This window comes from Tardiphaga sp. 42S5 (assembly GCF_034044155.1).
GTDB classification, from domain to species: domain Bacteria; phylum Pseudomonadota; class Alphaproteobacteria; order Rhizobiales; family Xanthobacteraceae; genus Tardiphaga; species Tardiphaga robiniae.
In genome coordinates this window covers 4,386,760-4,411,356 of the sequence record NZ_CP139027.1, presented here as the reverse complement: position 1 = coordinate 4,411,356, position 24,597 = coordinate 4,386,760, and the positions used below count along the sequence as shown (strand labels likewise).

General features: G+C 62.0%; 22 protein-coding genes and 1 pseudogene. 12 read left to right on the top strand and 11 right to left on the bottom strand.

All coding sequences use genetic code 11. The features are described 5' to 3' along the window. The first annotated feature begins 7 nt into the window (after positions 1 to 7). From mltG to SFY93_RS20515, 8 genes are all read left to right on the top strand, one after another. Positions 8 to 1,285: an endolytic transglycosylase MltG gene (gene mltG / locus SFY93_RS20550; RefSeq protein WP_320444403.1), complete on the top strand. Its 1,278-nt coding sequence runs from the start codon at positions 8 to 10 to the stop codon at positions 1,283 to 1,285. Between the two features lie 119 nt (positions 1,286 to 1,404). Further along, positions 1,405 to 2,292, top strand: coding sequence for a YicC/YloC family endoribonuclease (locus SFY93_RS20545; RefSeq protein ID WP_320444402.1), 888 nt, complete (start codon positions 1,405 to 1,407; stop codon positions 2,290 to 2,292). 2 nt (positions 2,293 to 2,294) lie between these two features. After that, on the top strand, positions 2,295 to 2,969 hold the full coding sequence (gene gmk / locus SFY93_RS20540; protein ID WP_320444401.1) for a guanylate kinase: 675 nt from the start codon (positions 2,295 to 2,297) through the stop codon (positions 2,967 to 2,969). A 4-nt stretch (positions 2,970 to 2,973) separates the two neighbouring features. Continuing rightward, positions 2,974 to 3,594, top strand: coding sequence for a TIGR00725 family protein (locus SFY93_RS20535; protein ID WP_175366143.1), 621 nt, complete (start codon positions 2,974 to 2,976; stop codon positions 3,592 to 3,594). A gap of 85 nt (positions 3,595 to 3,679) precedes the next feature. Continuing rightward, on the top strand, positions 3,680 to 4,468 hold the full coding sequence (locus SFY93_RS20530; protein WP_089263942.1) for an ABC transporter permease: 789 nt from the start codon (positions 3,680 to 3,682) through the stop codon (positions 4,466 to 4,468). Further along, positions 4,465 to 5,505, top strand: coding sequence for an ABC transporter ATP-binding protein (locus tag SFY93_RS20525; RefSeq protein WP_089263943.1), 1,041 nt, complete (start codon positions 4,465 to 4,467; stop codon positions 5,503 to 5,505). Before SFY93_RS20530 ends, SFY93_RS20525 begins: the two co-directional genes overlap by 4 nt. Before the next feature lie 11 nt (positions 5,506 to 5,516). Beyond that, positions 5,517 to 6,596 (top strand): extracellular solute-binding protein, encoded by a 1,080-nt coding sequence (locus SFY93_RS20520; protein WP_320444400.1) that lies wholly within the window; start codon positions 5,517 to 5,519, stop codon positions 6,594 to 6,596. 70 nt (positions 6,597 to 6,666) lie between these two features. After that, positions 6,667 to 7,491 carry an ABC transporter permease gene (locus tag SFY93_RS20515; RefSeq protein ID WP_320444399.1) on the top strand — a complete coding sequence of 275 codons (825 nt, stop codon included), beginning with the start codon at positions 6,667 to 6,669 and terminating at the stop codon, positions 7,489 to 7,491. Between the two features lie 13 nt (positions 7,492 to 7,504). Here SFY93_RS20515 and SFY93_RS20510 read toward each other — a convergent pair whose 3' ends face one another. The 5 genes and pseudogenes from SFY93_RS20510 to SFY93_RS20490 all read right to left on the bottom strand — a co-directional run bounded on the left by SFY93_RS20510 (position 7,505) and on the right by SFY93_RS20490 (position 12,489). Continuing rightward, positions 7,505 to 7,984 (bottom strand): hypothetical protein, encoded by a 480-nt coding sequence (locus SFY93_RS20510; protein ID WP_320444398.1) that lies wholly within the window; start codon positions 7,982 to 7,984, stop codon positions 7,505 to 7,507. Between the two features lie 27 nt (positions 7,985 to 8,011). Then, complete coding sequence (locus tag SFY93_RS20505; RefSeq protein WP_320444397.1) at positions 8,012 to 8,488, bottom strand: hypothetical protein; 477 nt, start codon at positions 8,486 to 8,488, stop codon at positions 8,012 to 8,014. Between the two features lie 48 nt (positions 8,489 to 8,536). After that, positions 8,537 to 9,866 (bottom strand): annotated as a pseudogene (locus SFY93_RS20500) (caspase family protein). Positions 9,867 to 9,998: 132 nt separating this feature from the next. After that, positions 9,999 to 11,057: an alcohol dehydrogenase gene (locus SFY93_RS20495; protein ID WP_320444396.1), complete on the bottom strand. Its 1,059-nt coding sequence runs from the start codon at positions 11,055 to 11,057 to the stop codon at positions 9,999 to 10,001. 118 nt (positions 11,058 to 11,175) lie between these two features. Beyond that, positions 11,176 to 12,489, bottom strand: coding sequence for an HdeD family acid-resistance protein (locus SFY93_RS20490; RefSeq protein ID WP_320444395.1), 1,314 nt, complete (start codon positions 12,487 to 12,489; stop codon positions 11,176 to 11,178). Between the two features lie 95 nt (positions 12,490 to 12,584). On the opposite strand from SFY93_RS20490, the gene SFY93_RS20485 reads away from it, so the two are divergent. After that, positions 12,585 to 13,754, top strand: a complete 1,170-nt coding sequence (locus SFY93_RS20485; RefSeq protein WP_320444394.1) for an MFS transporter — start codon at positions 12,585 to 12,587, stop codon at positions 13,752 to 13,754. On the opposite strand, the gene rsmA is transcribed toward SFY93_RS20485, so the two are convergent. From rsmA to lptF, 6 genes are all read right to left on the bottom strand, one after another. Then, the gene (gene rsmA / locus SFY93_RS20480; RefSeq protein ID WP_320444393.1) at positions 13,738 to 14,610 is read right to left on the bottom strand and encodes a 16S rRNA (adenine(1518)-N(6)/adenine(1519)-N(6))-dimethyltransferase RsmA; all 873 of its coding nucleotides are present in this window, start codon (positions 14,608 to 14,610) and stop codon (positions 13,738 to 13,740) included. The genes SFY93_RS20485 and rsmA overlap by 17 nt on opposite strands. Next, a complete protein-coding gene (pdxA, locus tag SFY93_RS20475; protein ID WP_320444392.1) occupies positions 14,607 to 15,611 on the bottom strand; it encodes a 4-hydroxythreonine-4-phosphate dehydrogenase PdxA in 1,005 nt (334 codons plus the stop codon). The genes rsmA and pdxA overlap by 4 nt, the downstream gene beginning before the upstream one ends. 42 nt (positions 15,612 to 15,653) lie before the next feature. After that, positions 15,654 to 16,583 (bottom strand): SurA N-terminal domain-containing protein, encoded by a 930-nt coding sequence (locus SFY93_RS20470; protein WP_414717154.1) that lies wholly within the window; start codon positions 16,581 to 16,583, stop codon positions 15,654 to 15,656. A gap of 94 nt (positions 16,584 to 16,677) precedes the next feature. Then, on the bottom strand, positions 16,678 to 19,119 hold the full coding sequence (locus SFY93_RS20465; protein ID WP_320444390.1) for an LPS-assembly protein LptD: 2,442 nt from the start codon (positions 19,117 to 19,119) through the stop codon (positions 16,678 to 16,680). A gap of 50 nt (positions 19,120 to 19,169) precedes the next feature. Further along, the gene (gene lptG, locus SFY93_RS20460) at positions 19,170 to 20,267 is read right to left on the bottom strand and encodes an LPS export ABC transporter permease LptG (RefSeq protein WP_175366134.1); all 1,098 of its coding nucleotides are present in this window, start codon (positions 20,265 to 20,267) and stop codon (positions 19,170 to 19,172) included. Beyond that, on the bottom strand, positions 20,264 to 21,433 hold the full coding sequence (gene lptF / locus SFY93_RS20455) for an LPS export ABC transporter permease LptF (protein WP_320444389.1): 1,170 nt from the start codon (positions 21,431 to 21,433) through the stop codon (positions 20,264 to 20,266). Before lptF ends, lptG begins: the two co-directional genes overlap by 4 nt. A 505-nt stretch (positions 21,434 to 21,938) precedes the next feature. On the opposite strand from lptF, the gene SFY93_RS20450 reads away from it, so the two are divergent. The 3 genes from SFY93_RS20450 (at position 21,939) to SFY93_RS20440 (ending at position 24,581) form a co-directional block, all read left to right on the top strand. Beyond that, a complete protein-coding gene (locus tag SFY93_RS20450; RefSeq protein ID WP_320444388.1) occupies positions 21,939 to 23,441 on the top strand; it encodes a leucyl aminopeptidase in 1,503 nt (500 codons plus the stop codon). Positions 23,442 to 23,450: 9 nt separating this feature from the next. Then, positions 23,451 to 23,903 (top strand): DNA polymerase III subunit chi, encoded by a 453-nt coding sequence (locus SFY93_RS20445; protein WP_093758304.1) that lies wholly within the window; start codon positions 23,451 to 23,453, stop codon positions 23,901 to 23,903. Between the two features lie 84 nt (positions 23,904 to 23,987). Continuing rightward, the gene (locus SFY93_RS20440) at positions 23,988 to 24,581 is read left to right on the top strand and encodes a hypothetical protein (protein WP_414716937.1); all 594 of its coding nucleotides are present in this window, start codon (positions 23,988 to 23,990) and stop codon (positions 24,579 to 24,581) included. Positions 24,582 to 24,597: the final 16 nt, after the last annotated feature.

Sequence of the window (24,597 nt, the reverse complement as noted above, 5' to 3'; positions counted from 1 at the left end):
ACTATCGATGAGTGAGAGGCCGCCCATTTCGCCGAGGAGTCCGCGTGCCGCGCTGGAGCCGGAGCAGGTTCCGCCGCCGCCGAAGCGTTCTGATCATGCGCGTAATCCGCTCGTGGTTGCCGGTAATGCCATCATCACCATCATTATCGTCGCCATGCTCGGTGCAGGTGGCGCGTATGTCTATGGTCGCCAGGCGCTGGAAGCGCCGGGACCGCTGCAGGAAGAAAAGGTCGTCAATATCCCCGCGCGTGCGGGCAAAGGCGACATCGCCGAAGCGTTGCTGCGCGAAGGCGTGATCTCAGCCAATCGCTGGGTTTTCATCGGCGCCGTGTTTGCGCTGAAGGCCAGCTCGGAACTGAAGCCCGGCGAATATCTGTTCCAGAAGAACGCCAATCTGCGCGATGTCATCGGCACCATCGTCGAAGGCAAGGTCGTGCAACACTCCATCACGATTCCCGAAGGTCTGACCTCCGAGCAGATCGTCGCGCGTTTGACCGATAGCGACATCTTCACCGGCTCGATCCGTGAAATGCCACGCGAAGGCACGTTGTTGCCCGAGACATACAAATTCCCCCGTGGCACGCCGCGCGACCAGGTGATCCAGCGCATGCAGCAATTGCAGAAGCGCGTGCTGGCCGAAGTCTGGGAACGCCGTAACGCCGACATTCCGGCGAAGACGCCTGAACAACTGGTGACGCTCGCCTCGATCGTCGAGAAGGAAACCGGCCGCGCCGATGAGCGCAGCCGGGTGGCCGCCGTGTTCGCCAATCGCCTGCGCCAGAAGATGAAGCTGCAGTCCGATCCGACGATCATTTATGGCATCGTTGGCGGCAAGGGCACATTGGGCCGTCCGATCAAGCGCAGCGAGATCCAGCAGCCGTCGCCCTACAATACCTATGTGGTGGAAGGCCTGCCTCCGGGCCCGATCGCCAATCCGGGCCGTGCGTCGCTTGAGGCGACTGCCAATCCGGCACGCACCCGCGACCTGTTCTTCGTTGCCGATGGCACCGGCGGTCACGCCTTTACCGAAACCTACGACGCACACCAGAAGAACGTCAGCAAGCTGCGCGCGCTCGAAAAGGCCGTCCAGAACGACGCCGTCGAGCCGCCGGAAGAGGCTGCTGCGCCCGCCGGTGCTCCTGCGGATCCTGCTGCGGCGACCGGTACAAGTCCGGCCAGACCCGCACCGGCCAAGCAGCGCGCCCGCACGGCCCCCGCGCCTGCCGCGCCGGCTCGTCAGGGCGCTGCGCAGTCGACGGGTACACCGCCGGTTGTTCAGCAATAGGCCGTACCACCAAGCCTGCGCTGGCTTCTGCTTCGAATTCCCCTTGGCCTGAAAAGGCCCTAACCTGAGCCGGTTCGCGCCTTGCGAATCTTACTCGTATTCTTTGGAGACGTTCCGCGATGGCGTTGTCGAGCATGACCGGCTTTGCGCGAAGCCACGGCACCAGCGGGCCTTACAGCTTCGAGTGGGAGCTGAAGTCCGTCAACGCCAAAGGCTTCGACTTGCGCTTCCGGATGCCCCCGGGCTTCGACGAAGTCGAGGCGGTCGCCCGCAAGCGCGCCACTGAAGTGCTGTCGCGCGGCACGGTTTACGCGAACCTCACCGTTAAGCGCAGCAACGCGGCTTCGACCGTGCGGATCAACGAAGAGGTGCTGAATTCGGTGCTGCGTATTGCCGCCGAATTGGCCAGCAAGATCGACGCCGTCGCGCCGAGCGTCGATGGTCTAATGAATATCAAGGGCGTCATCGAAGTGGTCGAGCCCGAGGCGGATGAAGCCGAGGACAAGGCGGCGAAGGCTGCCGTGGCCGCAGCATTCGAAGAGGCCCTCGCCGCGCTGGTCGCCATGCGCAAGCGTGAGGGCATGACGCTTGGTGACATCCTGTCCCAGCGTCTGAATGAAATCGAGGCGCTGTCGAAGAAGGCCGAGGCCGCGCCCGGCCGCAAGCCGGAAGCCATTCGTGCACGGCTTGCCGAACAGATCGCGACGTTGCTCGAGGCGTCGGATCGTTTCGATAGTGATCGGCTGAATCAGGAAGCGTTGATGATGGCGACCAAGGCCGACATCCGCGAAGAACTCGACCGCATCGCGTCGCACATTTCGCAGTCGCGCGAAATGATCAAGAAGGGCGGTCCGGTGGGGCGGCGGCTGGATTTCCTGTCGCAGGAGTTCAATCGCGAGGTCAACACCTGCTGCTCGAAATCCAACGATCTGGAATTGACCAGCACCGGCCTCGAGATGAAGAACGTGGTCGAGCAATTCCGTGAACAGGTACAAAATCTGGAGTGACCATGTCCGGGGGCAGCCGAAATTCTCAAGAAGCTGGCTTTGACGGAGTCGAACGGCGCGGGCTGATGTTCGTGCTGTCATCGCCATCCGGTGCCGGCAAGACGACGCTGACGCGGCTGCTGATCGACCGGATGCCGGGGCTGCAACTGTCGGTCTCGGCCACGACGCGCCCGATGCGGCCTGGCGAGGTTGACGGCAAGGACTACATCTTCGTCGACAAGCCGCACTTCGAAAAAATGGCCAAGGGCAATGAACTGCTCGAATGGGCCACGGTGTTCGACAACCGCTACGGCACGCCACGTGCACCGGTGGAAGCCGCGCTCTCAGCCGGCAATGACGTGCTGTTCGATATTGACTGGCAGGGTACGCAGCAACTGCGTGAGAAAGCCCGGGCCGACGTCGTCAGCGTTTTCATCCTGCCGCCCTCGGCGGCTGATCTCGAAAAGCGTCTTCATACCCGCGCGCAGGATTCCGACGAAGTGATCCGCGGGCGCATGAGCCGTGCCAGCCACGAGATGAGCCACTGGGCTGAATACGACTACATTGTCATCAACCACAATGTGGAGGAGGCCTATAGCGAGGTGCAGTCGATCCTCAAGGCCGAACGTCTGAAGCGCGAACGTCGTACCGGGCTGACATCTTTCGTCCGCGGATTGCAGCAAGAACTCGAAGGCTAATACCATGCAGGCATTGTTCTGGAATGAGCGCACGCAGCAGCTCAGCGATGGTGCACGGGTATTCGATCCGCTGGCGTTGAATTGGCACGATAGTGCCGCGCAGGGCGGCGAAGCGGTTACCGCTTCCGAAGCACTGCTGCGGCTTGCTGCAACGCGCAAGCTGCGCCGCGTGCCCATCGGCATCATCGGGCCGCGAGACGCGACACAAGCGCAATACGATCTCGCCGAACAGATGGGCGCGGCATTGGCCCGCCATGGCCTGCAACTGTTGTGCGGCGGCAAGAACGGCGTGATGGAAGCTGCGTGCAAGGGCCACGCGCAGGAAGGCGGCATGCCTGTCGGTCTGCTGCCCGATGAGGAATGGCACGCAGCCAATCCCTATGTTGCGATCCCCATCGCAACGGGCATCGGCCCCGCACGGAATGCCATTATCGCGCGCGCGTGTCTCGTGCTGGTCGCGATCGGTGGGGGCGTCGGGACACTCTCGGAGATGGCGCTGGGACTACAGTTCAATCGTCTGGTGCTGGCGATGGCCGATGCGCCAGAGGTGAATACGGTCGAGCGCGTCGCTGATGTCGACGGCGTCATTGCTCGCATCGCAGCACGCCTTCTCGCAAATGCATAACTTTGCCGCTCTGTCATAAAACTGATATGCCGCCGTTATACTGAGGCGCAGACTTCAGCATCACATTTGACAGGGGACATGGCTCGTGCCGTTCGTCGCGATCGCCTATCTGATTTTTCTCGCGGCGCCAGTCCTGTTGTTGTTCGTCGGCTCCTTTGGAGAAGTCTGGAGCGGGACGCTGCTGCCGTCAGGCTTCACCTGGCGCTGGTATCAGGAAGTCGCCGGCGATCCCAGCTTTCGCCGCGCTTTCATCACCAGCCTGAAGATCGTCGCGACCACCTGCATTCTCAACATCCTGATCGGCCTGCCGCTCGCTTACGCCATTCATGCCGGCGCGCGGGGTGGTGTGCGGCTCGCGGCGCGGATCGTCACGCTGATGCCGATTGCCGTGCCCGAACTGGTTCTGGCTTTCGGCTTCATCCTCGTCTTCTCGTCGGACGCATTGCCGTGGCTCGGCAGTTTTTGGCTGCTGGCGGCGGGGCACCTCGTATTGACGCTGCCCTATACGGTGACGGCTCTTGTCGCCGATATGGATCAGCTCGGGCTCGCCGAATATGAGCACGCAGCCGCAACGCTCGGCGCATCGTTTCCGGCACGTATGTGGGACGTCACACTGCCGCAGCTGCATACGAGCCTGCTGTCCTGCATGCTGACAGTGGCAGCGCTGTCGATCGGTGAATTTCAATTATCCAATCTGGTCTCTGGCTTTCTGTCGCGCACCTATCCTGTGGTGCTGTTGCAGGCGTTCTATGGCGCGACGGGCTTTGCCTGCGCGGCCACCGTCGTATTGCTTGGGCTTGCGATGATCGCATCGCTGACCAGCGGGCTGACGGCGCGGGTCACCGGCCGGCGTAAAGTGGGGGCAGGCGCGTGACGCTGCGATACGATCAAGTGAGCTACAGCTATCCCGGCACGAGCACTGGTGTGTTCGACATTGCCCTGGAGATCGGCCGCGGCGAATTGCTGGCGATCATCGGCGCGTCGGGGTCGGGCAAGTCGACGATTTTGAAATTGCTGGCGGGATTCCTCAAGCCTGACACCGGGCGCATCCTGATCGATGGCAAGGATGTCGGCGCGTCACTGCCCGAGGCGCGTCGTCTGGGTGTCGTGTTTCAGAACTATGCGTTGTTCCCGCATATGCGGCTGTGGGAAAACATCGCCTATCCACTGAAGGTGCGCGGTATCGCCAAGCAGGAACGGCGCGCGCGGGCCATCGAGATGCTGGGACGTGTCGGCATGGGCAAGCGCGCGGAAGACTATCCAGCGGAATTGTCGGGCGGTCAGCAGCAGCGCGTCGCGCTGGCGCGTGCGTTGGTGTTCGAGCCGCAAGGCCTGCTGCTCGACGAGCCGCTGTCGGCGCTCGATGCGGGGTTGCGACTGGAAATGCGTGACGAAATTCTGCGTGTGCAGCGGCAGGCAGGAATCGCGACATTGCTGGTGACGCATGATCAGGAAGAGGCGTTGTCGATTGCCGACAAGGTCGTGATGATGCGCGACGGCCGCATCGTGCAGATCGGCACGCCGCGCGAATTATACGAGACACCGGCCGATGCCAGTGTCGCGGCCTTTGTCGGTCAATCCAACCTGTGGCCCGGCAGCATTTCCGGTGACGGCATGGTGACAACGCCGGTTGGCGCGCTGGCCTGCGACACGCAGGGCAAGAGCATCGGTGCGAAGGTCACTGTGTTCGTGCGTCCTGAACGGGTCGAGCCGATCACAGGACCCGTCGATGCGAGCAATCCATGTTGCTTCGCCGGCTCCATGTCCGCCGACCGTTACCTCGGCCCTGTCAGGCGCATCGATATGGCCGTCGCCGGCGGGGCCATCCGTCTCGAAACTCATCTGCGCGGGCCGATCACCGGCGTGACGATCCCGCACGATGCCATCCGCCTTCTTCCCCCGACCTCATAAAGGAGATCGACATGAACCGACGCAAGTTTCTGAGCGGCGTTGCCGCAGCTTCCCTCGCCATTGCCATCAGCCCGGCCGCATGGGCCTTCGAAGGCGCCGAACTCTACGCCGGCGAGAAGACTCTGTACGAAGCCGCGCGCAAGGAAGGCCTCGTCGTGTCGTTCGATACCGGACCGACCTGGGCCAACTGGGCCAACCAGTTCAAGGCCTTCCAGAAGCGCTATCCCGGCGTCGAGATGGTCTATAACGATCTCGGTTCGGCGGCGACCGTCGTCGCCCTCGACAAGGCGCGCAATCGTCCGCAGGCCGATACGGCCTATTACTTTGCAGCGTCCGCTCTGGACGCAGCAAAGGCCGGCGTCGTCGATGGCTTCAAGCCGGTGAATTTCGACAAGCTCGCCGATCCGCTGCGCGAGGCCGAAGGCCGCTGGTTCACCATCCATACGCTGAGCGTGGCGTTCCTCGTCAACACCAAGCTGGTCAAGACCGTGCCGCAGAGCTGGGCGGATCTTTTGAAGCCGGAATACAAGAACGCCATTGTGTATCAGGACCCGCGCTCGACGGGGCAGGGCCAAGTGGTGGCTTTCGCCGCGGCTTTCGGCAATGGCGGCAGCATGGACAATGTCGCGCCGGGTATCGACTATCTGGGCAAGCTGACCAAGGCCGGCAACGTACTGCGCACGGTCGGCACCACGCCTTACGCGCAGTTCCTGAAGGGCGAGATCCCGATCTGGATCGGCTACGAGAACGATGGTTTGAAGGCCAAGTTCACCGACGGTCTCGGCGATGGCGTGTCTGTCGTCATTCCGAAGGAAGCGTCGGCAGCCGCGCCATACGCGATCTCGCTGGTGAAGAACGGCCCGAACCCGAACGCCGGCAAGCTCTGGCTCAACTTCATCATGAGCGATGAAGGTCAGAAGATCTTCGCCGAAGGTTATGTGCGTCCGGCCGTGCCCGGTGTCGCCCTGCCGCCGAGCGTTGCTGACAAGATGCCGGCCGCGCCGCAGGTGCAGGCGATGGATATCGCCAAGGCCACCGCGAAGAAGGCCGAGATCGATGCCGGCTGGGCCAAGGCCGTCCTCGGTCAGTAAACTGAATTAACAGGCGATCCTCGCGTCAGCGCGGGGATCGCGTCTTCGTCATGCTGCAACAAGGACCACGATGAGCGCCCGCGTCCCGACATCCATGCTCGCTGCATTCGCCGTACCCGGCAGCGTGGTGCTGGGATTGTTCTTTCTGATCCCGGTTTGTGCGGTGCTTGTCGGCGCCTTTGCGGACGGCGGCAGTGCGTTCGGTCGTCTCGCGGGCGATCCCGTGTTCTGGAACGGCCTGCGCGGCACGATGGTGCTGGGCACCGTCGCACCGCTGTTCTCGCTCGTTGTCGGCTTCTGCGTTGCACTTGCGCTGGCGCGTTTCGCGCCAGGCCTCCGTACGGCAGCCTTGATCGCGATCTCGCTGCCGCTGACATTTTCCGGGTTGATCGTCGCCTACGGTTTTATCCTGCTGCTTGGCCGCGCCGGCTTCGTGACGCTGTTGCTCGCCAAGCTCGGCTTCGATCCCGCGGTGATCGGCGGTTTCATCTTCTCACCGGTGGGACTGGGACTGGCCTATTCCTATTATCTGGTGCCGCGCGTCGTGTTGATCGTGCTGCCGGCGATCAGCAATTTCGATCGCAATCAGATGCTCGCCTCGCGCTCGCTCGGTGCAGGGAGTGTCCGCACGCTGATCGAAGTGATGCTCCCGCAGATATTGCCGAGTCTGATCGCTGCCTATTGCCTGACGGCGGCTGTTGCCGTTGGCGCCTATGGTACTGCACTGGCACTGGCGGGTACGCAGGTGAACATTCTGCCGCTCGTGCTCTACAGCAAAATCTCGGAGACCGGAACCGATCTGCCGGCTGCGTCCGCAGCATCGATCGTGCTGGTGGCGATTTGCGCCGTCGTCGTGGCGATCGGCGAGGCGATGCGGCCGCAACGCAAGACGTAGTCGTTACCGCCGATCATTGCTTGCTGGCCGTCCAGCGACCAGTGCAGCCATTCGACATTTGCATCGAGCCGCCGCCACCGCGGCCGGACAGGCGGCCGGTCATGACGGCGCTCACACTGCCGCTGCTGCCGACCCCTTGCAATACGCCGCTCGGACTGATGCTGCCGCCTCCGCCGACGCTCCCACCGGAGATCGTCAATGTGCTGCTGGCGGTTTTGTCCGCACACGCCGACGATTGACCGATGAATGCGATCAGCCAGGTGCCGTCGAATCTGACGGCGCTGCCGCCGCCGTCACCAGAACCGCGGCGGGCTGGAGCTCCACGCTGCTCGGATCGCTCACGGCGGGCTGGTTTGGCGGCACGCGACTCGGAGTCCGAGCCGGACAGCGACTTACTGTCATTGCCGAGACTTCCGCCGGTTGCGCCCTGACTCCATGCGTCGCTGCTGCCGAGTGCGATGATGAGCAGACAGGGGAGAATAACGGATTTCATGATGATCTGCGGGATTGTCATGGGCGCTTACTGCTTGCTTGCGACCCAGCGGCCCGAGCATCCATCGGATCGCTGGAAAACTCCCGAACCGGTACGGCCGGAGAGGCGACCCTGACTGGTGACGCGGATGCCGCTGTAGTTTCCGCTTCCGCGCACTGTCCCGTTGGCGCTGACCGGGGCGCTGCCGTCTTTGCCGATCATCCTTCCGTTGGACACGACGAAGCTTTCCGTGAACGTGTCGGAACAGCCCGAGGTGCCTACGCTCGATATCGACCAGGCGCCGTCGAAATTTCCGGAGCCTCCCGCGCCCTCACCACGGTTGCGCGACGCGGTTTGACGACGCGGCGCGCGGCGCTCGGAGCTCTCGCGTTGGGCAGGCGCCGCTGATCGGGATTCGGGGGAGGAGCCCGACAGCGTCTTGCTGTCATTGCCAAGGCTGCCGCCGGTTGCGCCTTGCGCGAAAGCCGCGCTCCCCGAGAGAAACAATACGGCCGCGCAAGTCATCAATCCGGATCGAAAAGACATTGCAATCAGCTTTCAAAATAGAGGTGTTTACAATTTCGCGTCAGGCCCGATCGTGGCGTTGGCGCAGATGGCGCCGACAATCGGACATGATTTTCCTGTTTTGGTGCATTGATCGATGGCCGCATCGCGCGCCTGTGCAAGCGTGGGCCGCGCGACCAACGACCAGTTGCCGCCGAGAGCTGCGAATGCACCGCAATTCGCTCCGTAAAACGACAGTTCGAGCGGGCAGGGAGCCGTGCCGCATTGGGCGCGTGCCTTGGTCACGGCTGACTTGCGGGACGGTTGATCCCACGACATGCCCCATTTCTTGTTCTTGATGTCGTAGACGATCGAGCCCCATTGTTTCTGGTCGCTCGCGCTGCGCAAACGCTGCAGCAGGCCCTCGGTCGCCTCTCCCGTTGGTGGCATGCCGCCCTTGACCTGGAAATCGCGGATCGCAACCGCGATTCCATTCTTGCTGTTCAGCGGTTCGGGATCGAAATTCAGCTCATAAAGCCGGTCGCTGATTTCCGTAAGCTTGATTGGATCGGTGATCGGCAATTTGTCGAAGTCGATCCGCGGCGCATCGGGCAGGCGTGCTTCCTGCACGGGCTTCTGCGGCACGACGAGCGGCACGGTGGCTGTTGGTGCCACGAAGTAGAATGTGCCATCGATCGGCGATGACGACACCCAAGGCTGTTGCGAGCCGCCGGTGGCGCGCTTCACGGCAAGGCCGACCTGATTGAAGGTCTGGAAAATATCGAGACCGGCTTGGCGCACAGTGGTCGCCAGCGCCCTGGTATAGGGGCTGTTACCATCGCTGCCGTCCTGCGCCACGCTGCCGGGCTGGGTCGCGTAGGAAATCAGCGTTCCTTCCGGTGCGCGTATCTGGGCAAGGCCTCCTTCCGAGGCGCGCAGACCACGCGACCCGAACGGATTATTCCGGCAGGCATCGAGGATGACCATGTTGAGCCGCGTCCCGGAGCCTTGCATCTGCCGCAGCACCAGATTGATATCGACCATCTGGAAGTCGACATCAGCCTCGCGGGTGGGATTGGCATTCACAGGCACGAGGTAATTGGAGCCGCTGACCTGTACGCCGTGGCCCGCGTAATAGAACAGGGCGACGTCAGCGCCCTGAACCTGCCGGCCGAAATTCTGCACGGCGAGATCAAGTGCGCTTTTTGTCCAGGTCCAATTGCGCAGTGCCGCCGATCAGCGTGAAGCCGAGACCGCTCAGCGTCTCCGCCATCAGCTTGGCGTCGTTCTTCGGATTATCGAGGCGGGTGATGTTCTGGTAGCCGGAGTTGCCGACCACAAGCGCGATGCGCTTCTCGGCCAATGCAGCGCTGACCGAGAGCAGCAAAGTCAGGGCCATCAGCGCGGCAATTCGCGCAAGCGACCTGACCGGTTGGACGAAATGGTCCATGAAGCCCATCCTGCAATGGGACATATCCTAGCCCGGATCGCATGAAGCGCAATCCGGGCCAGAGCCTGAGTGCAGTCTAATTCAGTTGCTCAGCATGATCCGGCCGACGACCTTGCCGGCGCGCAATTCATCGATCCATTTCTGCGCATCGCCCATCGGCTCCGCCTTCATCGGCGTCGGCTTGAGCTTGCCTGCGCGGGCCAGAGCCATCAGCTCTTTGGCTTCCTCAAGCGTGCCGACCATGAAGCCCTCGATGGTCATGCGCTTGTAGATCCATTGCACCATGGGTAGGCTGAACTCGCCGCCCATCAGGCCGGACACCACGATCTTGCCGCCGCGCGCAACAGTGGCCACTGCGAAGTTCATGGACTTGTCATTGCCGGCAAAGTCGACCACGCCATCGAAGCCGCCATCGTTCTCCTTGACCATGCGCCTGGCGACATCGGGCTCGGAAGGGTCATAGGCGAAGGCGGCGCCGTTCTTGAGCGCGGCTTCGCGCGCCGCCGGATTGAGATCGGCCACCGAGATCGGCTGCTTGAACATCGCCTGTGCCAGCGCGAGACCCGCCATGCCGACGCCGCCGAGACCGACCAGCAGCAGGTTGCGCTGTCGCGGGCGATCGACGAGACGTTTGAGTGCGCCGTAAGCGGTGATGCCCGAGCACATCAGCGTCGCCGCCATGTTGATCGGCAGCGGATCGTAATCGAGCAGATATTTCTCGTCGGGCACAAGCACGTGCGTCGCGAAACCGCCGTCGAGTGACACGCCGAGGAATCGGTTCTTGGCACAGAGGTTCTCGTCGCCAGCAAGACAGTCGCGGCATTTGCCACAGCCGATCCACGGGAAGACGGCCTTCTTTTTGCCGATCAGCGATTGATCGCCATCGGGGCCGACTTCATCGACGATGCCGGCGATCTCGTGGCCGAGGGTGAAGGGAAGCGTCATGCCGCGGGTGGTGTCGAGCTTCTTGCCGCCGCCGAGATCTGCATAGCCGTCCTGGATATGCAGGTCGGAATGACACAGCCCGCAGCATTCGATGCGGACCAGCACTTCCTTGCCCTGCGGCTTCGGCGTGTCGACGATGGTTTCGCACAGCGGAGCGTCGAATTTCACCAGAGACTGGCGTTTCATAAGTGCCATTTTTGTTTTCCCTAGACTTCGTTGCATCCTAGCAATCACAGGATGGGGGCGAGTTCAAGGGCGCGAAAGAGCGCCAGGTTTGCACCTTCTTGCCCACGTCGCGGTCGTCTTGAGAGACTCATGTCGCGCGCATGCGGGCCCGGGCTGCGCGACGAATGCTGAGCCTTCTAAGGCGCGACCATGCGGGGGAGATTTGTTCTGGCTCGGGCTCGACCACCGCCTGCAGCAGCCGCGCATAGTCGAGGATCAGGCCGGGCGTCCATGCCATTGCTTCGGCGCGGCGTCGCAACACGCTTGCAACCCACAATTCGGGCGTGGCCACGGCCTGGAAAAATGCCCGCCAAGGCCGATCGGTGCGTCCAAGCACACCTTCGAGGCCTGCATCGAGCGCGTGTGCCACGGCGGTCGAGCAATTGCGGCTGGTGAGGTTGTAGGTCGTATCAACGCGGTAGGTGCGCCAGAAGTGGCGGACGCGAACGCGATCGATGCGCGTGAAACGGACATGTTCAGTGGCCTCGCACCATCCTTGTGCTTCCTCGGCATAGCTCGGCTGGAAACGGCCGGGCAGGTCGTTCTCGACGCCAGCACGTAGCACCCGGCCGAACTCATCCGGCGCGCGATCTATTTCGACGGCGGGGTAGTGGCTGACATAGACATTGGGCGCGAGTTCAAGTGCTGCATGTCCGGTGGAGACGATGCCGTTGGCATCGACAGCTGCAATGTAGCGGTCCACCAACGGTCGGCGCCGCGCACTGCGGCCAGGCCCTGTGGGTGTCCAGACATGCACGACGAGATCGTCCTTGCCGGCATCATCGGGCGTGGCGGGCACCCACAATGCGGTCGGAAACGCGCCGCCCACCAGCATCGAGATGGGGGCATCCGGTGGCAATCGCCGTAAGCGATTGGCCAGCAACGTCGTGCTCAACCCCGATACGATCAGGAGTGCGCCGATGTTAAAGCCGATCGTGCCCTCGTACCAGGTTGGCCACGGCTCCAGTGTCGTAGCGGCAAGCATCACCTCGACAGTGCCGGCACCGATTGCCATCCGCCAGTTCTCGAAGCGCACCAGCCACGCGCTGACGATGCGTGCGCTGCCGTCGAACAGCAGTACGCCGCCCAGCAGCATCGCGATCAACAGATTGGAATGACGCGGCTGCGCGATGATAATAACGGCCGGTACGATCAGGATAACGGCCTTGGCGAACTGATAGGGCCGGCGCGTGACGGCAAGCAGGGCAGCCAGCAGGCTGACAATGCCTTCCAGCAGCAGCAGGTAGCCGAAGTAGTGCGGTCGCACGATCGTGCTGCCATCGAACGCGTCGATCACGATAGCGAGGCCCAAGGCGGCCCACAGCACGCCGATCGCGAGCAGCAACCCCCAGCGCCGTTGGACCACTTCCGCGCCCAGCAGGAGAAGCAGCAGTCGTATCATCGGTTGCCCATGATGCCGGTTTCCAGGGCCAGATATAGCCAGCGGATGATTAATGTTTTTATGCGAGGAGCTCTGCGTTCACCGCGGGGTCATGCATGCAGTCTTCAGCCGGTTCCATACCCGGTTCCACGCTCTGGTCGCGTGCCGCAGTGATCATGGCAGCGATGATCTTCGGCCTGACTTACAGCCTCAGCGCCGCATTAATCGCGCTCGATCTGGCCGAACGCGGTTCATCAGACACGTTCATCGGCGTAAATGCCGCCATGCATGCGGTTGGCGTGCTGGCCATGGCATTTTTGCTGCCAAGGTTCGCCGCCCGCGCCGGCATGCGGCGCATGGTGATCGGCGCGCTGGCCGTTGCTGCCGCGGTACTTGTGCTGTTTCCGGCGGTGCCGTCGATCTGGCTGTGGTTTCCGCTGCGCATCGTGCTTGGCGCCGCGTCCGAAACGCTGTTCGTGATGTCGGAAACCTGGCTGAACAGCCTGAGCACCGACGCGACACGGGCCCGCGCCATGGCGGCCTATACTGCCGCGCTCTCGGTAGGCTTCGCGCTCAGTCCGTTTACGCTGTCCCTTGTGGGGACGCAGGGCGGGACCGCTTATTGGATCGGTGCGGGCTTCTCCATCCTTGCCTTGATGTGTCTGGCGATGCCCGGGATTGCGCAGCCGGTGTTCGATGAATCCGTGGATGCCAATCCGCTGCACTTCATCATGCTGGCGCCAATTGCGATGGCGGCAACGGTGCTGCATGCAACGGTGGAAAGCGCGGGACTGTCGTTCCTCGCGCTTTATGCCGTGAAGCTCGGCTGGCTCGAGACCGAAGCGACGCAATTGATATCGTGCATGATGATAGGCGCCGTTGTGCTGCAGCTCCCGATTGGCTGGCTTGGCGACAAGCTCGACCGACGTCGCATGATCATCGCTTTGGCGGGGCTGGCGGTGATCGGTGCGCTCGTGTGGCCATGGGCGCTGTTGTCGCCGTGGACGACCTATCCCTTGCCGTTCGTGTGGGGCGGTGTGTTCGTCGGAATCTATACGATCATGCTGACGATTGTCGGCAGTCGCTTCAGCGGCAGCCGGCTGGTTGGTATCTATGCTGCGATGGGACTGATGTGGGGTGCAGGTGCGCTGATCGGCCCGGTCTTCGCCGGCGTGGCGATGCAGTGGCTGACGCACGGACTACCAATGTTCGTGGCGTTCGTTTGCGCCTGCTTCATGTGCGCGGCAATCTGCAGTCCTGCGCGCGACATCAGGGCGCCGGCGTGATGCTCTTTGTCTTTCTGATCTCTGACAATTCGCGCGCCATCGCGACAAAGCCCGACACCGGAACCGTCTCGGCGCGCCGGGTAACGTCGACATCGGCAGCTGCGGCGAGCCGCTCCGGATCGGCGCCGAGGGACTTCAGGCTCTGTCGCAGCATCTTGCGGCGTTGGTTGAAGGCGGCGGCCGCCACCTGCTCCAGCAGGCGTCGTTCGCAGGCCTCTGGCTCCGCGCGGGGAACGAGGCGCACGACCGATGACGTCACCTTTGGTGGCGGCGTGAAGGCGGCCGGCGAGATGTCGAACAGGATCTTGGTTTCGGCGCGCCAATTGGAGAGCACACCGAGCCGGCCATAGGCTTCGTCATCTTCGACGGCGACGATGCGTTCGGCGACCTCGCGCTGGAACATCAGCACCATCATGTCGTACCAGGGTGGCCAAGGCTCGGTGCACAGCCAGTCGATCAGGAGCTGGGTGCCGATATTATAGGGCAGGTTGGCGACGATCTTGGCACGCTCGCCTGATAGCATCGGGCGCGGATCGAAGGTCTGGGCGTCGCCGATGACGATCTCGAGCCGACCAGGATAGTGCGCGGCGATTTCCTTGAGTGGGCCGAGCGCGCGCTCGTCACGCTCAACGGCGATAACGCGCCTGGCGCCGGCGGCCAGCAATGCACGGGTGAGGCCGCCGGGGCCGGGACCAACCTCGATGACCGTGCAATCTTCCAGCGGGCCGGCGGCGCGGGCGATGCGTGCGGTGAGATTGAGGTCGAGCAGAAAATTCTGGCCGAGCGATTTGCGCGCCTGCAGATCGAAACGTTTGATGACGTCACGCAGCGGCGGCAGATCGTCGATCCCGCTCATGCGGACTGCGTCGCAGCCATGCGGGCCGCGAGTTTCAGCGCCGCAATCAGGCTCGATGGATTGGCCTTGCCGGTGCCGGCGATGTCGAAGGCGGTGCCATGATCGGGTGAGGTGCGGATGAAGGGAAGGCCGAGCGTGACGTTGACGCCCTCATCGAAAGCGATGGTCTTGATCGGGATCAGGGCTTGGTCGTGATACATGCAGATCGCGCAGTCATAGGTCGCGCGGGCTGCCGGATGGAACATGGTGTCGGAGGGCAAAGGCCCGCGTGCGTCGATGCCTTCATTCTGCAATACGGTGACCGCGTGCATGATGAACGCCTGCTCCTCATCTCCCATCGAACCGTCTTCGCCGGCATGCGGATTGAGGCCAGCAATTGCCAGTCGTGGCCGCTTGATGCCGAAACGGGTCTTCATGTCGTTGACCACGATGCGCGCGGTGGCAGTGATCAGCGGGCCGCTCAGTTGGGCAATGGCATCGCGCAGCGAGACATGGATCGTGACCGGCACCACGGCCAGTTCCGGCGACCACAACAGCATCACCGGCAGCGGGACCTTTCCGTCGCGGGCGGCCAGCTCGGCGAGAAATTCGGTGTGACCGGGGTGGGTGAAACCTGCGCGATAGAGCACGCTCTTGGCGATCGGATTGGTTACGACGGCGCTGGCACGGCCGGCTTCCACATCCGCGACAGCCTGACGGATCGAGGCGACGGCTGCGGGCGCGCTGGAAGCGTCAGGACGACGGGGAGGCGCGGTGACCGTCTGCCCGATCGACACCACTGGTAACGCGTCAGCAAACGTCTCAGCAGCACTGGCGGGCGTTGCATCGGCCAGCCTGACGACGAGGCCGAGCGTCTTGGCACGTTCCGCCATGAAGTCACGGTCACCAAGCAGATAGAACGGGGGCAGGTCGAATTCGTGCCGACGCAGCCAGGCAGCGATGGCAATGTCCGGGCCGATGCCGGCCGGTTCGCCCAATGTCAGCGCAAGAGGTTTGGTCATGGTGCCGCCCTAAGCCAGTCGCGGCCTAAGCCGGATCGGAAATTACCGATATTCGATCATCGCCGCTTTGCGCACTTCCTGCAGGTAGGATTTCGACTTCGCTTCGAATTTGTCGGCAAACATCTTGTCGCGGACTTCCCGCTTCTTCGGCGTATCGACCTTGGTCGGCTTGCGCGCGCATAGGGCGACCATTTCGACACCCTGGCGGGTCACTTCCGGAGGCGTGAGACGTCCGATCGGAGTCTTGTCGAGCAGTTCTCGCAGCGACGGAGGCAGATCGGCAGAGGTCTTGACGACCGTATCGCGGATGGTCGCATTCTGCATCGACTTGAAGGTACGGTTGGCGTCTTCACAGCTCTGGATACGCTCGCGCAGCCCTTCGGCTTCCTTGTGCCGCGCTTCCATCATGCCGGACGCCGCACCGCGGGGGACGACCAGCACGACAGGTCGCATCTGATATTCGAATGCTTCGGTCATCGCGTCGCCGCCAGCGCTCTGGACGGCTGCATCGACTTCCTTTTCGCCGACCTGCAGGCTCTGCTTGAAGCGCCCGCGGACGATCGCGTTCCAGACCATGTCGGCCTTCAATCGGCTTTTCAGCGTGTCCGGGCGGATGCCTTTGGACGCCAGTGACTGCACCAGCTGATCCGGCGTGAGGCGCATGCGCGAGCTCATGTTCTGAAATGCGCCATCGACTTCCGAAGCACCGGGATCGACGCTGTATTTCTTGCCTTCCTTGATCTTCACCTTTTCGCTGATCAACTCCTCGATCACGTCCTGGCGGCTGTTCGTCTTCGCGCCGGACAGTGCATTCAACTTGGTGCGTTGCTCGATATCGAAATTGGTGATGGGCTCGCCATTGACCATGACGGCGACGGACTGCGCCCGAGCCGGCGATCCCGCGCAAATGAGAAGGGTAACTGCCGTCGCCAAAGTGGCTCGCAGAACGCGTCCGGAAATCATCGTACCCATCATTGTCAAAACCGCGGTGTCAAAGCTCTCTTGAAAGCAGAATTCGCATACATCGCGACGGAAAACGGAGATTTCACGGCACAAAGGACCGATACTAGTAAGTGCCGCCGGTTCCGCTCGCTGACGTGGTATTGCCAATTGTCCGCAAGCCAAGCTGGAACATGAATGTATGGCTCAGAACGGGCGGCGTGCTCAGGTTACTCACGTAGTTGTAGGACGTGACATAATTGACGCCGAGCACGAAACAATCGTCCACATAGCCGGCACCGACCGTGTACTGGTTGATCTTGTTCGCCTCGAGATCCCAGCGTGCGCCACCGGTCACCACCCAGTTCGATGCCAGTTTGATCGAACCGGTGCCAAGGAGGCCTTCGCGGCGGGTGAGGTAGCCCAATTCCGCCTGCGGCGCGTAGTTGCCATACATCAGGCTGACCGACCAGCGATCGAAGCTTGCGCGACCCTCCGCCTCAAAGCGCGAGATGTTGCCGGTTGCTTCGTCGATCCGCGCGCGCGTGCTGACCGTGTAGGTCCGATTCGGCGAATAGGCGAGGCTGGCGACATAGTCTGATCGCGAGGTAGCCAGTCCGGAGTCCACGCCGGTGTTGGTCGTATCGGCGACTGCGAACGAGTTCAGGCCGAACAGTTGATAGGACTGACCGAACAAGACTTTGATGGAGCCGCCGCGATCGAACTGCGTAGTGGCCTGGACGCCGACATTCGCACGGCCGCCGCCTTCGACGCGATCATACCCGGAGAACTTGTTGACGCTGAACAGATTGCTCGCGTCGAAGCTCATGCTCTGCGCGTCTTCGTTCGGCAACTTACCGGCGTAGGTTTCGTTCGGACGAATGATCACCTGAGCGATGGGTTCGAGTGTCGTGGTGCCCCACGGCTGAACGTTGATGAACGGATAGCGATATTCGAGGCCCACGGTCGGCATCACCCGCAGCGCGGTCGTGTCGCCGGTCGGCAGGAAGTTGGAAACGCCGGGCTGGTTCGAGATCGAGGCATCGATTGCATCGACGCGCAGGATCGCGAACGGCGTGAAGATCTGGCCGAACGAGTCCGTATAGGAGCGGCGCCACTGAGCTTCACCAGTCACGCGGGTATAGGTGCCAGGAATGCCGTTCATCAAGCAATTGGTTGGCGTTCTCGCGAGCGGATCTGCGGAAGTCAGATTGCACAATACGTTAGTATTGGCGAGAGACGTGATCGGCGTGAATGAGGCCTGATCACGGCTCAGGCTGGTCATGTTGAACTTGTAACTGAACTCGCCGCCCAGAATGTTCTGGTTGAGCACATTGTTGTAATCGATCACCGGGTGAATGACCGGGACCTGGCTCTGATTGCCGGAGAAGCTCAGGTAGTAGATCGTGCGTGCATCGAAGAAGCTACGCTTGCCGACGCCCGTCAGATAGAGTTGCGAAACGGCTTCCGTCTGCAGATTCAAAAACGAGGCATAGGGATCCCGGTACATCGACAGCCGGTAGTCCTGCAGGAAGTTGTAATCGCTGAGTGCGACCGCGTCCCAGCCCCAGACCCATTTGTCGTTCAGCGCGAACTGGCCTTTGGACTCGACGCCGCCGCGCCAGTCTTTGTCGCCGACCGTGTTGGCGAAGGCGCTGCGATCCTGCTGATTGATGCCATAGGCACGGATCTGGTAGGCGCCATCCATCAGGCGCTGCCGGAACTCGCCTTGCATCAACAGGCCCTGCTTGCTGGTGTAGCGTGGCGAGATGGTTGCATCGTAATCAGGCGCGATTGCCCAATAGAACGGGGTTTCAACGCCGAAGCCTGTATTGGTGTTCTGCGTGAAGCCCGGCATCAGGAAGCCGGTCTTGCGCTTCACCGTCGGATCGGGCGTCGAAAAATACGGGATATAGGCGAGGGGAACGCCGAAAAACTCGATCCGGGCGTCCTCGAAATACATCATCTTTTCGGTCTGATCGTGGATGACACGGGCACCCTTGACCTGCCACAGCGGCGGCTTCTTCGGATCTTCCTTACAGGCGGCGCAGGCGGTGTAGACACCGTTCTGGAACACGGTGTAGTTGCCGGCGGTGCGCTCGGCGCGTGTCGCGGCCATGCGGGTCGCATCCGCGGTATCGACACGGAGCGAATCCACGAAACCGTCGCGGTAGTCGTCGCTGAGATCGAGCAGGTTGGCGTAGGTGATCTTGCCGTCGGCGTCCGTCATGCGGACATTGCCTTCGGCGTGCAGGCGCTTGGTCTTCTGGTCGTAGATGACCTTGTCGGCCTCGACCGAGGTGCCGTTGTAATACATCTGCACGCTGCCGACCGCGGCGACGCGCGAGTTGTTATAGTCGTAATTGACCTCGGTGGCCTGGACCAGCATCTGCCCGGTCTGGGCGGCAGGCGGCGGCTTCGGCCGGGTGGCGGGGCGATTGTAAGTGAAACTCTGGGCAGCCGCCGGGGTCGTCGCCGCGACGCCAAATGCAGTCACCAGACCCAAAACGGTTGCGAGCACCGGGGCCAGTACGCCAGACGTGCAGAAACGGTCACCGCGCATGGTCATGCGCAGCTTCCAATCAAATGCCTGCTCACGGAGGGCGGCAAACACAGCCACTATCCGTCCTCCTGGTACAACAAGGCCAAAAAGCCGGTGAGGCCGCCCACACACACAGGCAGCCACGCCGCAGCAATCGGATGCATCAACTCAGCCTTGCTCAAATCTTCCGTAACTTTCGACAGGACGTAGAGCAGAAAGCCTGCGCCCACGCCACTCAAAACCATCTTCTGGACACCGCCCATCCGAAAGAACCTCAGGCTCACGGAAGCAGCCAGCATCACCATCGCAACCAGCAAAAACGGCTGTGCGATAAGCTTATGATACTGCAAGCGATACCCCGCCGTCGCGAAACCCGAACTCTCTGAGGATTTGATATACGAAGGAAGTTGCCAAAATGACACTGTTTCGGGGGTCGAAAAACTGTTTCTGACCTGCAGCGGGGTCAGGGTCGTGGCCAGGTACATGCTGTCCTGCTCAACCACGGGCGAATCGAGGGTGTAGCGTCGCACTCCTTTGAACAACCAGCGGCCGGGCTCCAGCGACGCCTCGCGAGCTTCGATCCGTTCCTTGAACTGGGATTCGGTGTCGAACCGGAACACGGTCAGGCCGGTCAGGCGGACGCCCTGCTGCTCGCTGCGGGCGGCATTGATGATGGATTGGCCCTCGCGGTTGACCTGGTTGATCCAGAAGCCGGAGGCGTCCTGGACGCCGCCGCCCGGCGCATCGCCGAACATCTGGGCCTCCATCCGCTTCGATTCCTCGCGCAGGTTGGCCGACAGGGGATTGTAGCCCACAGTCGCCAGCACGCCCAGGATGAGAGCGCTGGCCAGTGCAGGGGAAATAAACTGCCAGGCCGAGACGCCGGCGGCGCGGGCGACCACGAGTTCGAGCCGCCGCGACAGGGCGAGATAACAAGTCATGGCGCCGATCAGGATGCAAAACGGCATCATCTTCTCGAGCAACTGGGGCACCCGGTACAGCGACGTCTGCGCCACCATCAGAGCGGAGGCCGAGGCCAGCCCGGAGGTGCGCCTGACCATCTCGATGTAGTCGACCAGCACCAGCAGCATGAAGATACTGGTGAACACGCCCAAGGCTGCCACCAGGAAGCGACCCGCGAAATACCTGCCGATGGTGTTGGTGATCATGCTCATGCGGCAGCTGGCCGTCGGAAGATGCGCAACAACCGCTCGTTGGATCTGTTGATTGCTTCCACTAGCTTCGCCGGCGGCTCCACCACAATCCCGGCTGAGATGATCCAGAAGCTGACGCCGATCGCTGTCGCCAGCAGGGCATATTGAAGCGGTGCGGCGAAGTCCGATTTCGCTGCCACGACGGAGCAGGCAAAGCCCGCCATGCGTAGGCCGAACACCGCGGCAATTGCGCTGCCCATCGAGAAGTTGCGGCTCTGCCGCGTCGTCCGTGGCGATCCCAGGAATGCAAAGGTCAAGGCGGCAAAGGCCAGCGGATAGATTGGCGCCATCAAGCGGTCGTGCATCTCGGCGCTGAACTGCCGCGGCACTTGCTTGTAAAGCGGGTCATCCACTGGCGGCACCATCAGTTCCCAGAGATATCGTTCACGAATTCCGTAGGTGACGTCCTGGCTGCGATTGGAGAACTTCGACATATCGAAAGCGTAGCGGCCGAACGCCACCATGGCGGGGTCGGTCTTGCCCGTCTCAAAGCGCTGTAAGTTGCCGTCTTCCAGGATCAGGAACGAGCCATCCTTGTTTTTCAGTACCGTGCCATGGTCGGCAATGATGGTGACGCGCTCTTTGGGATCGCGACGATCATCAACAAAAATCCCAACCAGTAATCCGCCGGGCTGACGCTCCCGGACGCGGATAGTCAGGTTCTGGTCGAGCTGCGCGAAGCGGCCTGGCTGCAGGATATTCGCCAGCACGTCGGCCGTGATCTCGGCGTCCCAGCGCTTCAGCCGGCGCATACCATCCGGTGCCAGATAAGAGCCAATGAAAGCCACGAGCAGCGATACGACCATTGTCGCGAACAGGAAGGGACGAAACAGCCGTCGCGGTGATAGGCCGGCGGCATTCATCACGATGATTTCGGAGTCGGTCGCGAGCTTGGTCAGGGTGTGGGACACCGCGATCATCAGGGCGATCGGAGCAATGATCAAAACGAGAACGGGAATCGCCAGGCTGGTGACGCCGAGGAAGGTCAGAATGGTCTGACCCTGGCTCGTCATCAGGTCGATTCCGCGCAACGCTTGCGTGATCCAGATCACGCCCGTCAGGCTGACCAGAACCACCGCAAACGACGCCAGCGTCGTGCGGAAAATATACCTGTCGATAGACCCCATCGGTCCGATCAATCCCCATTCCGGCCGTTAAAGCCGCCCGCATGCCCAATCCCGCGAGGGGACCCCCAAAAGGACATGCCGCGACCTTCACAAGCCCATCATCTCACTTAGCATCCCTTTGATTGGTCAACAAAATGGCCGGGGGATGGCTCGCTCAAGATATGGTTAATTATGTGCCTGATGTGTCCCTTGGGCCACTGAAATGCTTCGCAACCAGCGTGACGATGAGGAGACGGATCCGTCGGTGGGGGCCCATTCGTTGGCAAGACCGTCACCTGAGGCCAGAGTCGACACATTCGGACACAGGCAATGCCCGAATCGTGGGCTACGGGCGGTTTGGTTTCCCTCGGGGGAAACACAAGAAACTATCGATCCTTGGCGGTTTCGGTCAGAACCTGTCTTGACGGTTCACGCTGCGACGACAACAAAACACTTGAACCCCGCCGCACTGACCGGATTCCGCGCCGACCCCTGCGACAGCCCTGATCTTCTGGAGGAATTTACCATGTCCGACGCCGTCAAGGTCGGCTTCGTCCCGTTTGCCACTGCTGCGCGCGGTGCTCTTGTGGTGTTCTGCGACGAAACGCTGAAATTCGGTCCTGCCGCGACCAAGGCTCTCGGGGACGCCGCAGCAACTGTGAAGCGCGCGGCTACAACCAGCAAGTTCAAGGGCAAGAGCGCATCGACGCTCGACATCCTGGCCCCAGACGGCATCAAGGCGTCGCGTCTCATCGTGATCGGCACCGGCAAGCCGGCCGATCTGAGGGAGACCGATCTGCTGAAATTTGGCGGCGTGCTCGCCGGCAAGGTCGGCGGCAGCAATGAGGCGGTGACCGTCATCGCGGAGCTGGCTTCGGGTGCAATGACGCCGGAGCAGGCGGCATCGGTCGCCTCCGGCGTATTGCTGCGCGCTTACAAATTCGATCGTTACAAGACCAAGAAGAAGGATGCCGACGAGGCGTCCGGCAATGTCGCGGTTTCGTTGGCCGTGAGCGACGTCGCCGCAGCCAAGAAGGCCTTTGCGCCGGGCAATCATATCGTCAACGGCGTCGTGCTGGCCCGCGAGCTCGTGAATGAGCCGCCGAATGTGCTGTTTCCCGCCGAATTTGCGCGACGCGCCGGTGAATTAAAGAAGCTCGGCGTCACGGTCGAAGTGCTGGACGTCAAGGCGATGACCAAGCTTGGCATGGGCGCGCTGCTCGGCGTGTCCCAGGGATCAGTGCGTCCCGGCCGTATGGTGGTGATGCGCTGGAACGGTGGCAAGAAGGGCGAGCAGCCCGTCGCTTTCATCGGCAAGGGCGTGACCTTCGATACCGGTGGCATCTCGATCAAGCCGGCCGGCAGCATGGAAGACATGAAGGGCGATATGGGCGGCGCAGCCTGCGTCGTTGGCCTGATGCATGCACTCGCGGGCCGCAAGGCCAAGGTCAATGTGGTTGGCGCCATCGGCATCGTCGAAAACATGCCGGACGGCAACGCGCAGCGTCCGGGCGACATCGTGACGTCGATGTCCGGTCAGACCATCGAAATCATCAACACCGACGCTGAAGGCCGTCTCGTACTGGCCGATGTGCTCTGGTATGTGGCGAAGAAGTTCAAGCCGAAATTCATGGTCGATCTGGCGACGCTGACCGGTGCGATCATGGTCGCGCTCGGTACCGAATATGCTGGCATGTTTTCCAACAATGACGAACTCGCAGAGCGCCTGTCCACCGTCGGACAGACCACCGGCGAACGTGTCTGGCGGATGCCGCTCGGTCCGGAATACGACAAGCAGATCGACTCGCAGTTCGCCGACATGAAGAACACCGGCACGCGCAATGGCGGCTCGATCACTGCGGCGCAGTTCCTGCAGCGTTTCGTCGACGATACGCCGTGGGCGCATCTCGATATTGCCGGCACAGCCATGGGCGCGCCGAAGACCGAGATCAATCAGAGCTGGGGCTCGGGTTACGGCGTGCGGCTGCTGGATCGGCTTGTGGCCGACTATTACGAGGCGAAGAAGTAGTCTGACACGATGACCGAGGTCCTGTTCTATCACCTGCAGAACATGACGCTGGAGAGCGTGCTGCCGCCGCTGCTCGAGAAGTCGCTCGAGCGCGGCTGGCGTGTCGTCGTGCAATCCACATCAGAAGAACGCGCCGATGCGCTCGATGCGCATCTGTGGACCTATCGTGACGATTCATTTCTGCCGCACGCGACCTGGCGTGTGGCAGACGCGGCGGATCAGCCGATCATTCTCGCGATCGAAGAGGGCAATCCCAATCGGGCCCAGGTCCGGTTCCTTGTGGACAGCGCAGCGGTGCCGGCGGATGCCGACGGCTATGAGCGCATGGTGCTGGTATTCAACGGCGATGATGCCGATGCGCTCGCTGCAGCGCGCGCAGCCTGGACTGATTGTAAGGCGAGGGGCTTTACCGCCACTTACTGGCAGACCGATGAACGTGGCCGGTGGCAGCGTAAGAATTAGCTGGCGATTGGCGATCTGCTGCAATTAATGATAATTGTAGATTTCCTCACCGGTATCTACCGCTGTGTCATGGTGGTGCCGCAAATGAATGATGTTACAGGCGCTTATCGCCTGTCTTGGGGTTGCGTAATCGTGCGACAAGAAAAGCTTCATCGAAACGGTCTGCTCGTGCTGCTGCTTGCTGCGCCATTGCTTGCTGGCTGCGCCGGCGTGGGCGGTGACGCATTTTCCACGGACCTGCTGTCCAAGGATGCCGACTGGTTCTCCAAGCCAGGTCGCGTGTTCATCAAGAATGTTTCGATTGAGACGCCGCCGCTGTCGCCCGAGCAGGCCGTCAGTCCGCAGGATCTCATCAGCGCTGACGGTGCGTGCCCGGGCATGGCGCCGCGTGATGCCAACGCGCTTGCCGATGGGTCCGCAGGTGCGCCGGTTCAAACTGGCGTCGTGGCGCTCGGCCATACCGAATGCGACGTGGCGCGTGGTGCAGGCGCACCCGACAATGTCAGTCTATCGACCAGCCCGCGCGGCGATCGCGTTGCCGTGCTGACCTATCTGCGCGGTCCGCGCGCTGGCATCTATACGTTTACCGCCGGTCGTCTGACCGTAGTCGAACGCGGCCCGGAAGTTGAGCAGCCGAAGACCGCGCGTCCGAAGGCGAAGAAGCGCGCCGCGACCTGATCTTTTCGTGATGTCG

Bases quoted from the DNA above. Each gene is read 5' to 3' on its own strand.
- mltG (WP_320444403.1), top strand. From the start codon at position 8: ATGAGTGAGAGGCCGCCCATTTCGCCGAGGAGTCCGCGTGCCGCGCTG.
- SFY93_RS20545 (WP_320444402.1), top strand. From the start codon at position 1,405: ATGGCGTTGTCGAGCATGACCGGCTTTGCGCGAAGCCACGGCACCAGC.
- gmk (WP_320444401.1), top strand. From the start codon at position 2,295: ATGTCCGGGGGCAGCCGAAATTCTCAAGAAGCTGGCTTTGACGGAGTC.
- SFY93_RS20535 (WP_175366143.1), top strand. From the start codon at position 2,974: ATGCAGGCATTGTTCTGGAATGAGCGCACGCAGCAGCTCAGCGATGGT.
- SFY93_RS20520 (WP_320444400.1), top strand. From the start codon at position 5,517: ATGAACCGACGCAAGTTTCTGAGCGGCGTTGCCGCAGCTTCCCTCGCC.
- SFY93_RS20515 (WP_320444399.1), top strand. From the start codon at position 6,667: ATGAGCGCCCGCGTCCCGACATCCATGCTCGCTGCATTCGCCGTACCC.
- SFY93_RS20510 (WP_320444398.1), bottom strand. From the start codon at position 7,984: ATGAAATCCGTTATTCTCCCCTGTCTGCTCATCATCGCACTCGGCAGC.
- SFY93_RS20505 (WP_320444397.1), bottom strand. From the start codon at position 8,488: ATGACTTGCGCGGCCGTATTGTTTCTCTCGGGGAGCGCGGCTTTCGCG.
- SFY93_RS20495 (WP_320444396.1), bottom strand. From the start codon at position 11,057: ATGGCACTTATGAAACGCCAGTCTCTGGTGAAATTCGACGCTCCGCTG.
- SFY93_RS20490 (WP_320444395.1), bottom strand. From the start codon at position 12,489: ATGATACGACTGCTGCTTCTCCTGCTGGGCGCGGAAGTGGTCCAACGG.
- SFY93_RS20485 (WP_320444394.1), top strand. From the start codon at position 12,585: ATGCAGTCTTCAGCCGGTTCCATACCCGGTTCCACGCTCTGGTCGCGT.
- rsmA (WP_320444393.1), bottom strand. From the start codon at position 14,610: ATGAGCGGGATCGACGATCTGCCGCCGCTGCGTGACGTCATCAAACGT.
- pdxA (WP_320444392.1), bottom strand. From the start codon at position 15,611: ATGACCAAACCTCTTGCGCTGACATTGGGCGAACCGGCCGGCATCGGC.
- SFY93_RS20470 (WP_414717154.1), bottom strand. From the start codon at position 16,583: ATGGGTACGATGATTTCCGGACGCGTTCTGCGAGCCACTTTGGCGACG.
- SFY93_RS20465 (WP_320444390.1), bottom strand. From the start codon at position 19,119: ATGACCATGCGCGGTGACCGTTTCTGCACGTCTGGCGTACTGGCCCCG.
- lptG (WP_175366134.1), bottom strand. From the start codon at position 20,267: ATGAGCATGATCACCAACACCATCGGCAGGTATTTCGCGGGTCGCTTC.
- lptF (WP_320444389.1), bottom strand. From the start codon at position 21,433: ATGGGGTCTATCGACAGGTATATTTTCCGCACGACGCTGGCGTCGTTT.
- SFY93_RS20450 (WP_320444388.1), top strand. From the start codon at position 21,939: ATGTCCGACGCCGTCAAGGTCGGCTTCGTCCCGTTTGCCACTGCTGCG.
- SFY93_RS20445 (WP_093758304.1), top strand. From the start codon at position 23,451: ATGACCGAGGTCCTGTTCTATCACCTGCAGAACATGACGCTGGAGAGC.
- SFY93_RS20440 (WP_414716937.1), top strand. From the start codon at position 23,988: ATGAATGATGTTACAGGCGCTTATCGCCTGTCTTGGGGTTGCGTAATC.